Origin of the sequence: Thauera linaloolentis 47Lol = DSM 12138 (assembly GCF_000310205.1) — a bacterium.
In the GTDB taxonomy this organism is placed as follows: domain Bacteria; phylum Pseudomonadota; class Gammaproteobacteria; order Burkholderiales; family Rhodocyclaceae; genus Thauera; species Thauera linaloolentis.
Map to the genome: position 1 here is coordinate 52,134 of NZ_AMXE01000012.1, position 11,645 is coordinate 63,778.

General features: G+C 67.0%; 7 protein-coding genes. 6 read left to right on the top strand and 1 reads right to left on the bottom strand.

The window, feature by feature from the left end; all coding sequences use genetic code 11:
• Window positions 1-18: 18 nt before the first annotated feature.
• The 6 genes from C666_RS05620 (at window position 19) to C666_RS05645 (ending at window position 11,200) form a co-directional block, all read left to right on the top strand.
• Window positions 19-2,064: a sodium:solute symporter family protein gene (locus C666_RS05620; RefSeq protein WP_004335102.1), complete on the top strand. Its 2,046-nt coding sequence runs from the start codon at window positions 19-21 to the stop codon at window positions 2,062-2,064.
• Window positions 2,065-2,149: 85 nt separating this feature from the next.
• Window positions 2,150-4,729 carry an ATP-dependent chaperone ClpB gene (clpB, locus tag C666_RS05625; protein ID WP_004335104.1) on the top strand — a complete coding sequence of 860 codons (2,580 nt, stop codon included), beginning with the start codon at window positions 2,150-2,152 and terminating at the stop codon, window positions 4,727-4,729.
• A 118-nt stretch (window positions 4,730-4,847) separates the two neighbouring features.
• A complete protein-coding gene (locus C666_RS05630; protein WP_004335107.1) occupies window positions 4,848-6,743 on the top strand; it encodes a SurA N-terminal domain-containing protein in 1,896 nt (631 codons plus the stop codon).
• A 223-nt stretch (window positions 6,744-6,966) separates the two neighbouring features.
• Window positions 6,967-7,536 carry a sigma-70 family RNA polymerase sigma factor gene (locus C666_RS05635; RefSeq protein WP_004335110.1) on the top strand — a complete coding sequence of 190 codons (570 nt, stop codon included), beginning with the start codon at window positions 6,967-6,969 and terminating at the stop codon, window positions 7,534-7,536.
• Window positions 7,533-8,558, top strand: coding sequence for a FecR domain-containing protein (locus tag C666_RS05640; RefSeq protein WP_211206715.1), 1,026 nt, complete (start codon window positions 7,533-7,535; stop codon window positions 8,556-8,558). The genes C666_RS05635 and C666_RS05640 overlap by 4 nt, the downstream gene beginning before the upstream one ends.
• 131 nt (window positions 8,559-8,689) lie before the next feature.
• On the top strand, window positions 8,690-11,200 hold the full coding sequence (locus tag C666_RS05645; protein ID WP_004335116.1) for a TonB-dependent siderophore receptor: 2,511 nt from the start codon (window positions 8,690-8,692) through the stop codon (window positions 11,198-11,200).
• A 59-nt stretch (window positions 11,201-11,259) separates the two neighbouring features.
• On the opposite strand, the gene C666_RS05650 is transcribed toward C666_RS05645, so the two are convergent.
• On the bottom strand, window positions 11,260-11,645 hold a 386-nt coding region (locus C666_RS05650), incomplete at its 5' end, for a YbaN family protein (RefSeq protein WP_004335119.1).

Below are 11,645 nucleotides of genomic sequence, written 5' to 3' on the forward strand. Positions count from 1 at the left end.
CTCCGGGCAGGATAGACCGTGAGCGCCCAATCAGCCTTCGCGAGCCGGCTCAAGCGTTATTACGCCTGGTATACGGGCATCTTCATGCTGTTCGTCGCGGGGCTCGCCGTCGGTGAGTACTTCGGCCTGTCCCAGCACATGATCGGCCACGTCTTCCTGTTCGCGACCATCGCGATCTACGCCGGCATCGGCGTCATGAGCCGCACCTCGAACGTGTCCGAGTACTACGTCGCCGGGCGCCGCGTCCCGGCGCTGTTCAACGGCATGGCGACCGCGGCCGACTGGATGAGCGCCGCATCCTTCATCGGCCTCGCCGGGACGCTGTATTTCTCCGGCTTCGAGGGCCTGGCCTTCGTCGCCGGATGGACCGGCGGCTTCGTCCTGGTGGCGTTGCTGATCGCGCCCTACCTGCGCAAGTTCGGCCAATACACCATCCCGGACTTTCTCGGTGCGCGCTACCAGGGCAACGTCGCGCGCGTGGTCGGGCTGGTCGCGACCATCCTCGCTAGCTTCGTCTATCTGGTCGCGCAGATCTACGGCGTCGGGCTCGTCACCAGCCGCTTCATCAGCATCGAGTTCGAGATCGGCCTGTTCATCGGCCTGGCCGGCATCCTGCTGTGCTCCTTCCTGGGCGGCATGCGCGCCGTGACCTGGACCCAGGTCGCGCAGTACGTGATCCTGGTCATCGCCTATCTGGTGCCGGTCGTGATCCTGTCGTACAAGCTCACCGACATCCCGATCCCGCAGGCGGTGTACGGCGCCGTGCTGCAGCAGATCAGCGAGCGGGAACAGCAACTGTTCGATGCGCCCGAGGAGGTCGAGGTGCGCGAGCTGTACCGCCTGCGGGCGGAGGGCTACGCGGCCAGGATCGAGAGCCTGCCCGAGTCGCTCGATCTCGAGCGGCGCGCCATGATCGAGCGGCTCAACGCGCTGCGCCTGGGGGATGCGCCGGCGCGCGAGATCGCCTCGTCCGAGCGCGCGCTGCGCGATCTGCCCCGCACGCCCGCGGAGGCGAAGGTCCAGTGGGAAAAGGCCCGCCTCGAGGCGCTCGAACGGTCGCGGCCGCCGCCGCGCCATGCCGAGGCGCATCCGGGGCGCACGCCCGAGGAATCCAACATCGCGCGCAACAACTTCCTGGCGCTGATGTTCGTGCTGATGCTGGGTACCGCCGGGCTGCCCCATATCCTGATGCGCTACTACACCACGCCGGGCGTGGCCGACGCACGCAAGTCGGTGCTGTGGTCGATGTTCTTCATCTTCCTGCTCTACGTCACGGCGCCGGCCTACGCGGTGTTCGCCAAGTGGGAGGTCTACCATAACGTGGTGGGGTCCAGCCTCGACATCCTGCCCGACTGGGTGGCGTCATGGGGCAAGGTCGGGCTGGTGAAGATCGAGGACCTGAACGCCGACGGCATCCTGCAGCTCGCCGAACTGCGCCTGAACACCGACGTGATCGTGCTCGCCACGCCCGAGATCGCCGGCCTGCCTTATGTCGTCTCGGGCCTGGTGGCCGCGGGCGGGCTGGCGGCGGCATTGTCCACCGCCGACGGGCTGCTGCTGACGATCTCCAATGCGCTGTCGCACGATCTTTATTACAAGGTCATCAAGCCCACGGCCTCGGCGCACCGCCGCCTGGTGATCTCCAAGTCGCAACTGCTGGTGGTGGCGGTGGTGGCGGCCTGGGTCGCGTCGCTGCGCCCGGACAACATCCTGTTCACGGTCGGGCTGGCGTTCTCGATCGGGGCCTCTGCGCTGTTTCCGGCGCTGGTGCTCGGCATCTTCTGGAAGCGGGCCAACCGTCCGGGCGCGGTGGCCGGCATGCTCGTCGGGCTGTCGGTCACGGTCTTCTACATGGTGCGCACGCACAGTTTCTTCGGCGGCTCGATGCAGCATGCCTGGTTCGACATCAGCCCCATTTCGGCCGGCGTGTTCGGCGTGCCGCTCGGTTTTTTCACGATCGTCGCCGTGAGCCTGCTCACCCGCCCGCCGCCGCAGCAGATCCAGGATCTCGTCGACTACGTGCGCTATCCGCAACTGCCGTCGGATCTGCCGCGCAGCGACTGAGGGGGCGGGCGGCGGCGCCCCTCTTGAAGCGTGAGCAATGCACCCCACATAGGGTTCAGTTCAACGAATCCCGAGGATGCCCTCCATGCGCTTCGACAAGCTCACCACCAAGTTCCAGCAAGCCCTCGCCGATGCGCAGAGCATCGCCGTGGGCAACGACCAGCAATTCATCGAGCCGCTGCACGTGCTGCAGGCGCTGCTCGAACAGGACGATGGCGGCAGCGTGTCGCTGCTGCAGCGCGCGGGCGTCAACGTCCCGCCGCTGAAGGGCGCGCTCGGCAAGGCCATCGCCCGCCTGCCCAAGGTGGAAGGGCATGGCGGCGAGGTCAGCATCGGCCGCGACCTCAACAACCTGCTCAACGTTACCGACCGCGAGGCGCAGAAGCGCGGCGACCAGTTCATCGCCAGCGAGATGTTCCTGCTCGCGCTCGCCGACGACAAAGGCGAGGCCGGCCGCCTGCTCAAGGAACATGGCCTGAGCCGAAAGGCGCTGGAAGCCGCAATCGAAGCCGTGCGCGGCGGCGCCAGTGTCGGCAGCGCGGATGCCGAAGGCCAGCGCGAATCGCTGAACAAGTACTGCCTCGACCTCACCGAGCGTGCGCGCAGCGGCAAGCTCGACCCGGTCATCGGCCGCGACGACGAGATCCGCCGCGCGATCCAGATCCTGCAGCGCCGCACCAAGAACAACCCGGTGCTGATCGGCGAGCCGGGCGTCGGCAAGACCGCCATCGTCGAGGGCCTGGCCCAGCGCATCGTCAACGACGAAGTGCCCGAAACCCTGAAAGGCAAGAAGGTGTTGTCGCTCGACATGGCGGCGCTGCTCGCCGGCGCCAAGTACCGCGGCGAGTTCGAGGAGCGCCTGAAGGCGGTTCTGAAAGAGATCGCTCAGGAAGAAGGGCGCATCATCCTGTTCATCGACGAAATCCACACCATGGTCGGCGCCGGCAAGGCCGAGGGCGCGATGGATGCCGGCAACATGCTCAAGCCCGCGCTGGCGCGCGGCGAGCTGCACTGCATCGGCGCCACCACGCTGGACGAATACCGCAAGTACATCGAGAAGGACGCCGCGCTCGAACGCCGCTTCCAGAAAGTGCTGATCGAAGAGCCTTCGGTCGAATCGACCATCGCCATCCTGCGCGGCCTGCAGGAAAAGTACGAGATCCACCACGGTGTCGACATCACCGACCCGGCGATCGTCGCCGCGGCCGAGCTGAGTCATCGCTACATCACCGACCGCTTCCTGCCCGACAAGGCCATCGACCTCATCGACGAGGCCGCCGCACGCATCAAGATGGAGATCGACTCCAAGCCCGAGGTCATGGACAAGCTCGACCGCCGCATGATCCAGCTCAAGATCGAGCGCGAGGCGGTGAAGAAGGAAAAGGACGAGGCCTCGCGCAAGCGCCTGCAACTGATCGAGGAAGAACTCGAGAAGCTGCAGCGCGAATACAACGATCTCGAGGAAATCTGGAAGGCGGAGAAGGCCAAGGTCGCCGGTTCTGCCCACATCAAGGAAGAGATCGACGCACTGCGCGCACAGATGGCTGACTTCCAGCGCCGGGGCCAGCTCGACAAGGTGGCCGAGCTGCAATACGGCAAGCTGCCCCAGCTCGAGGCCCAGTTGAAGGTGGCGGAGCAGGCCGGCGATGGCGGCACGCCCAACAAGCTGCTGCGCACCCAGGTCGGCGCCGAGGAGATCGCCGAGGTCGTGTCGCGCGCCACCGGCATCCCGGTCAGCAAGATGATGCAGGGCGAGCGCGAGAAGCTGCTGCACATGGAAGACAAGCTGCACGAGCGCGTGGTCGGCCAGGACGAGGCCGTACGCCTGGTGGCGGACGCCATCCGCCGCTCGCGCGCCGGCCTGGCGGACGAGAACCGGCCGTATGGCTCCTTCCTCTTCCTCGGCCCCACCGGCGTGGGCAAGACCGAGCTGTGCAAGACGCTGGCGAGCTTCCTGTTCGATTCCGAGGAGCACCTGATCCGCATCGACATGAGCGAGTTCATGGAGAAGCACTCCGTCGCCCGCCTGATCGGCGCGCCGCCGGGCTACGTCGGCTACGAGGAAGGCGGCTACCTGACCGAGCAGGTGCGGCGCAAGCCCTACAGCGTGATCCTGTTCGACGAGGTCGAGAAAGCGCATCCGGACGTGTTCAACGTGCTGCTGCAGGTGCTCGACGACGGCCGCATGACCGACGGCCAGGGGCGCACGGTCGACTTCAAGAACACCGTCATCGTTATGACTTCCAACCTCGGCAGCCAGATGATCCAGGCCATGGCCGGCGACGACTACGGCGTCATCAAGCTCGCGGTGATGGCCGAGGTTAAGACCTACTTCCGCCCCGAGTTCATCAACCGCATCGACGAGGTCGTGGTGTTCCATGCCCTCGACGAGAAGCACATCGCCGGCATCGCCAGGATCCAGCTGCAATATCTGCAGAAGCGCCTGGCGCGCCTGGACATGGGGCTGGATGTGAGCGACGCCGCGCTGGCCGAACTGGCCAACGCCGGATTCGACCCGGTGTTCGGCGCACGGCCGCTGAAGCGGGCGATCCAGGAGCGCATCGAGAATCCGCTGGCGAAGGCGATCCTCGAAGGGCGCTTTGCCGCGAAGGAGCGCGTGCGGGTCGATGTGCGCGACGGCAAGCTGGTGTTCGAGCGGGCCTGATGCCGGCGGCAGAATGCGATAAACTGTCGCGCTGACAGGCGAACCCGGCAGGGGCGGATACGCCCCTGCCGGGTTTTCTTTGTCGCCCCATTCCCAAAGGCTTCCCACGGAAATCGAGATGTTCGAGGCTGTTCGCAACAACAAGCGCATTGCGCAAATCATTCTGGCCGTCCTCATCGTGCCGTTCGCATTCTTTGGCATGGACGCCTACTTCAGCGATGCGCCCGGCGGCGGAGATGTCGCGGTCGTGGCGGGCACGCCGATCGGGGCGCTCGAATTCGACCAGGCGCTGCGCGACCAGCAGGACCGCCTGCGCGCGGCGGCCGGCGGCGAAGTCGACCGCGCCTTGCTCGAGTCCGAGGCCCTGCGCCGTTCCGTGCTGGACAACGTCATCAATCGCCGTGTGCTGGCGCTGTACGCAGCGGAAAACCATTTCAGCGTCACCCCCCAGGAACTGCAGGAAACCATCGCCGCCGTGCCTTCCTTCCAGGAAGACGGCCGTTTCTCGCTGCAGCGCTACGAGACGCTGTTGCGTGCCCAGGGCATGACGCCGGCGATGTTCGAATCGCGTCTGGCGCAGGACGTGCGCATCCAGCAGCTTTCGCTGGCCGTGGGCGACGCCGGTTTCGCTCCGCTTTCCTCGGCACGCCGCTTCCTGTCGGCGCAGCTCGAGGAGCGCACCGTGCGCGAACTGCGCCTGTCGGCCGCGCGCCTGGCGGCGGAGCTGAACGTCGGCGACGACGAGATCGGCGCCTGGTACACCGCCAATGCCGCGCGCTTCCAGCGCCCCGCGCGCCTGCAGGCCGAATACGTGGTGTTCGACCGTGAAGCCGTGGAACAGCAGATCAGTGTCGGCGACGACGAGATCAAGGCCTTCTACGATGGCAACCCCGACCGTTTCGGCGTGGCCGAAGAGCGCCAGGCGCGCCACATCCTGCTCGAACTCGCGGCCGATGCCGGGGCAGCGGAAGTCGAGCGCGTGACGAGCGAAGCGCGGGCGATCGCCGAGCAGCTGCGCAAGGAGCCGTCGGCCTTCGCCGCGCTGGCCAGGGAAAAGTCGCAGGACACCGGTTCCGCCTCGCGCGGCGGAGACCTGGGCTTCTTCGGGCGTGGTGCGATGGTCGCCGCCTTCGAGGACGCGGCCTTCTCGCAGCAGAAGGACGAGATCGGCGACCCCGTGCGCAGCGATTTCGGCGTCCACATCATCCAGGTCACCGCCATCAAGCCGGCGTCGAAGCGTCCGTTCGACGAAGTCCGCGACGATATCGCGGTCGAACTGCGCAGCCAGGCGGCGAGCCGGCGCTTTGCCGAACAGGCGGAACAGTTCGCCAACATGGTCTACGAGCAGCCGGACAGCCTGGCCGCCGTTGCCGAGGCCCTCAAGCTCGACGTGCGCAGCACGGACTGGATTTCGCATGATGGCGGCAGCGTCGGCGCCTACAACAACGAACGCCTGCTCGACGCCTTGTTCGCCGACGACGCGGTGGCGAATTCGCGCAATACCGAGGCGATCGAAGTGGCGCCGAACACCCTGGTCGCCGCCCGGGTCAAGGCCTTCGAACCCGCCGTCCAGCAGCCGCTCGACGCGGTCCGCGACCAGGTCGTCGCCGAGCTGCGCCGCGAGGCCGGATCGAAGCGCGCCCAGGAGCAGGGCAGCGCAATGCTGGCCGCGCTTGGCAAAGGCGAGGCGGTCGAAGCCGGGTTCGGCGAACAGCGCAAGCTGCAGCGTGCCGCGCCGGGGCTGCCCGGCATGGCGATGCAGGCCGTGTTCTCGGCCCCTTCGGCCAGCCTGCCGGCTCATGTCGGCCTCGGCCTGCCGGACGGCGATTACGTCATCTACCGGATCGAGGCGGTCGATCGTCCGCAGATCGCCGACGACGACCCGAGGGTCAAGGGCGTGGCCGAGCAGTACGGGCAATTGCTCGCCGAACGCGATTTTGCCGCCTTCATCGCCGAACTGCGCAAGCGCTACGAGGTCGAGGTCAAGCTGGCGCCGCTGCAGGCCCAGCAGTGAGCTTCGGCGGAGGCCCACCAGGGCCTTCCGCCCGGTGACCAGCCGAAAAGGCCTGGCTCCTGCATCGCATGGAGGCCGGGCCTTTTCGTTTGCCACGGGTGTGATCGCCGCGTTGGATGTCGTCTAGAATGCAAACGATTATTGTTACTGGGCTCGCTCGTTCCGACATGGAAAGGGCCGGTCCGCACATTCGCCACACGTCCGCCTCGCCGATTTTCCGCTCATGCCAGAACACCCCTCTCGGAAGCAGCAGCTCGAAACCCTTTATCTCGACCACCATCGCTGGCTGCTGGCCTGGCTGCGGCGCAGGCTGGGCGACGGGCAGGGCGCCGCGGACCTCATGCACGACACCTTCGTCAAGGTCATGGGCAAACCCGGCAGACTGGACGAAATCCGCGAACCCAGGGCCTGGCTCACCACCATTTCGCGCTGCCTGCTGATCGACCACCTGCGCCGCAGCGAACTGGAGCGTGCCTATGCCGAGTCGGTCGCGCAATTGCCCGGCGACGAGGCGCCTAGCCCCGAAGCCCAGGTCATGATGATGTCGGTCCTGCTGCGCATCGACGCACTGCTGGCCGAACTGCCGCCCAGAGTGCGCGCCGCTTTCCTGCTGTCGCGCCTCGAAGGGCTGCCGTATGCGGAGATTGCGTGCCGTCTCGGCGTTTCCCTGCCGTCGGTGGAAAAATACATGGCCATCGCGATCCGCCACTGCTACCAGATGCGGTTGAAGCTGACGCACGAAGAACTGCTGCCCGCCGCGCCGGCGTCGCTGCAAGGCGGCCCCGCGCTATGAGCACCCCGTCCCGCCCGGCCATGGCTTCCACCGGGGAGCTGCCGCCAGCCGTGCTGGATGCCGCCATCGGCTGGCTGGTGAAGCTCCAGTCCGGCACTGCCGATGCCGCGTTGCACGCCGCCTGCCAGCGATGGCGTGCTGCCGATCCCGTGCACGAGCAGGCGTGGCGGCAGCTCCAGTGGGCGGAAGAGGACTTCCGTCTGCTGCCGGCGGGCAGCGCCGCGCTGGCCTGCGATACGCTGATTCAGGCCGAGCAGTTGCGCAGCGGCCGCCAGGGCCGCCGGCGCGCCCTCAAGACGCTGGTGCTGGGCGGTAGCGTGCTGGGACTGGGTTGGCAGCTCGGCAGGCAGCGCGACCTGCTGCCCCCTCTGACGGCGGACTTCCGCAGCGCCACCGGCGAACGGCGGCAATGGACGCTGGAAGACGGCACACGGCTGACCCTCAATACCCGCAGTGCGGTGGATCTGCGTTTTTCCGCGCACGAACGCCTGCTGGTGCTGCTGCGGGGAGAGATCCATATCGACAGCGGCAGCGATGCGGCTTACGGCGGCACGCGCCCGCTGCGCGTGCGCAGCGCGCAAGGGCTGTTCCAGGTCCTGGGTACGCGCTTCCACCTGCGCCAGGAAGAAGCCGCCACCTTGCTGAGCGTGTCCGAAGGCGCGGTGGCTCTGCCCGAGGTATCGGGCAGAGCCACCACGGCGCAGCAGGCTGCCCGCGCCGGCGAAGTCTGGCGCATCACGGCCGGGAAAGCGCATGCCGTGCGGGATGCCGCCTTCGACCCCGCCGCCTGGACCGACGGCGTGCTGGTCGCCAGGCAGATGCGCCTGGCCGACGCTGTCGCCGAAATCGGCCGTTACCGCAGCGGCTGGCTGCGCTGCGATCCGGCGGTGGCCGACTGGCGCATCTCAGGCGTCTTCCAGTTGGGTGATACCGACCTCGCACTGGCCGCCCTCGGCGAAGCCCTGCCGCTGCGCATCCGGCACTACAGCCGCTACTGGGTGATGGTGGAAGGGGCGCGCTGAGCGGGCCGTCGGCGGGGACGGGCCCGTCCATTCGCGGTATCCGAAAAAATAATCGCGTCTCGATTACGGGTTTTGCGCGCCTCGTTCGGCATAGGTGATGTCGTTCAACATCATCCGAGGAAAAGCCGATCATGACGCATCTCCCGCGCTCCATCCGAACCCACGCCAAGCAGGTCCACCCGCGGCGCAAGCCGCTGGCGGTGCCGCTGAACATCGCCTTCGCCGGCAGTCTCGCCCTTGCCGTGCCCTTGCTGTACACGCCCCCTGCCCGGGCCCAGGCCGTCGAACAGCGGCAATACGAGGTCCCCGCCGGCACGCTGGAGGATGCCCTCAACAGCTTCTCCCGCCAGGCCGGCATCACGCTGAGCTTCGACCCGGCGCTGACGCGGGGCCTGCGCACCGCCGGCTTGAGCGGCCGCCACGGCCTGCAGGACGGTCTCGACGCGCTGACGGCGGGGAAGGGCATACGTGCCGTGCAGGGTGGGCGCGGCAACTGGACGCTGATCCAGATGCCGCGCCCGGCGGGAGGCGAGGCGACGCTGGCGGCGGTGGCGGTGACCGCCGCCGGGCTGAACGACGGCACGACGGAGGGTTCCGGCAGCTACACCACGCACAGCATGCAGACCGCCACCAAGCTGCCCTTGTCCATCCGCGAAACGCCGCAGGCGGTCACCGTGGTCACCCGCCAGCAGATGGACGACCAGAAGGTGGAAATCCTTGAAAACGTGCTGGCGGCCACCCCCGGCATTTCCATGACCAAGGACGGCCCCCACCGGGTGGCCTTCTATTCGCGCGGCTTCACCGTCGACAGCCTGATGACCGACGGCCTGCCCAGCGAGCTTTCCCACTACATCAGCCGCGAGATGAACGCCACGCCCGACATGGCCATCTACGACCGGGTGGAGATCGTGCGCGGCGCCACCGGCATGATGCAAGGGGCGGGCAATCCCTCGGCCGCCATCAACATGGTGCGCAAGCGTCCGACCGCCACGCCGCAGCTTTCCGTCACCGCCAGTGCCGGCAGCTGGGACAGCTACCGAGCCGAGGTCGACGCCGCGAACGCGCTCAACGAGGCCGGCACCCTGCGCGGCCGGGTCGTGGCGGCCTACCAGCACAAGAACAGCTTCCAGGAAGTGGCCGACACCGAGCGCTCCGTGCTCTACGCCATCGCTGAAGCCGACCTCGGCGAACAAACCTTGCTGACCGCTGGCTTCTCGCACCAGAACGCCAACCACACCAGCAGTTGGGGCGGGCTGCCGGTCGCCATGGACGGGAGCAGTCCGGGCCTGTCGCGCTCCACCTACCTGGGCAATGACTGGGATTACTGGGACCAGGACAACACCACGCTGTTCACCCAGTTTGAACATCGCTTCGGCAACGACTGGAAACTGCACTTGTCGGCCAGCCACACCTGGTCCGATCTGGACATGCTGGGTTCGCAACTGGAACGGACCTACTGGGTGGATGCCCGCCAGTTCGGCCAGTACGTCGGCCAGTACGAATACACCGACAGGCAAAGCAGCTATGACGCCTTCGCCTCCGGCCCCTTCCGGCTTCTCGGACGCAGCCACGAACTGGTGGTCGGCGCCAGCCTGCGCGACCTCGATTTCGACGGCAAGGGGAACTATCGCAGCGACGAACTCGACATGGACATCCACGACTGGGACCCGGGCAGCGTCGCGCCGCAAGCCATGGACCTGAGCTATTGGCACCAGGATCGGACCACGCGCCAGAAGGGTTTCTACACCACGGCACGCTTCAACCTTGCGGATACGCTGAAATTCATCGTCGGCGGCCGCTACGATTGGTTCGACTACGATGCGAAGACTCGCAACGGCACCCGTACGACCCGCTCCCGATACGCCGTCGACCGGCACTTCACCGCCTACGCCGGGGTGATCTACGATCTGGATGCGCGGCATTCCCTCTACGCCAGCTATACCGACATCTTCAAGCCGCAATCCGAACTGAACGCCTCGGGCAAGACGCTCAAGCCCATCGTCGGCAAGAACTACGAAATCGGCCTCAAGGGCGAATACTTCGGCGGCGGGCTGAACGCCAGCGTGGCGCTGTTCCGCATCGACCAGGAAAACCGCGCCAAGGCCCTCACCCGCGACCAGTGCTCCGATCTGGTGCCGAGTTGCAGCGAAGCGGCCGGTGAAGTCCGCAGCGAAGGGATCGAACTGGAACTCAATGGCCGCCTGACGCCCGACTGGCAACTGGCGGCCGGCTACACCTTCGCCGAGGCCAAATACCGCAAGGACGCGGACCCGGCCAAGGTCGGCCGGTTGTTCGCCACGGACCTGCCGCGGCATATGTTCAAGCTATCCACCAGCTATCAGATGGCTGGCGAACTGAATCGCTGGAAAATTGGCGGCGGCGTGGCGTGGCAAAGCGATATCTACAACAAGGACACCAACTTCTACGATGCCGGCACGCCGTTCCGCATCGAGCAGAAAGCCTACGCGCTGGCGAACCTGTTCGTCGGATACCGTGCCTCGCAAAACCTCGACCTCCATCTCAATGTCGACAACCTGTTCGACAAGACCTACTGGCGGGCCATCGGGAGCAATACGGCCTATGCGGTCAACCAGTATGGCGAGCCCCGCAGGCTCACGCTGACGGGGCATTATCGGTTCTGAGCCCGCGCCGGGGATGCACGGGCCGAACGCCGCCCACGGCGGCGGGGCCGCCGATGCGCTCACGGTTCGGGCCGGCGCCAGATCCAGATCAACGCCGGAATCATCGCCGCCACGGCGGGGATCGTGAGCCAGGCATGCGGCACCGTGCGGATCATCAGCATGGCGCACAGCGTCATCGAGATCGCTGCCCAGTACTTGGCGCGGCGGGTGACGCGGCGGCCGTTGTGCCAGTTGTGCAAGGCGGGTCCGAACCAGCGATGGTGGTGCAGCCAGGCATGCAGGCGCGGCGAGCTGCGGGCCGCCGCCCAGGCCGCGAGCAATACGAATTCGGTGCTCGGCAGGCCCGGCACCAGCACGCCGACCGCGGCCACGCAGAGGCTGGCCACGGCCAGCAGCAGGAGCAGGGTGCGGGCCAGCGGGCTGCCCGCCAGCCGGGTCGGGGCGG

Excerpts from the sequence above, each read along its gene's own strand:
- clpB (WP_004335104.1), top strand. The coding sequence starts at position 2,150 with ATGCGCTTCGACAAGCTCACCACCAAGTTCCAGCAAGCCCTCGCCGAT.
- C666_RS05630 (WP_004335107.1), top strand. The coding sequence starts at position 4,848 with ATGTTCGAGGCTGTTCGCAACAACAAGCGCATTGCGCAAATCATTCTG.
- C666_RS05635 (WP_004335110.1), top strand. The coding sequence starts at position 6,967 with ATGCCAGAACACCCCTCTCGGAAGCAGCAGCTCGAAACCCTTTATCTC.
- C666_RS05640 (WP_211206715.1), top strand. The coding sequence starts at position 7,533 with ATGAGCACCCCGTCCCGCCCGGCCATGGCTTCCACCGGGGAGCTGCCG.
- C666_RS05645 (WP_004335116.1), top strand. The coding sequence starts at position 8,690 with ATGACGCATCTCCCGCGCTCCATCCGAACCCACGCCAAGCAGGTCCAC.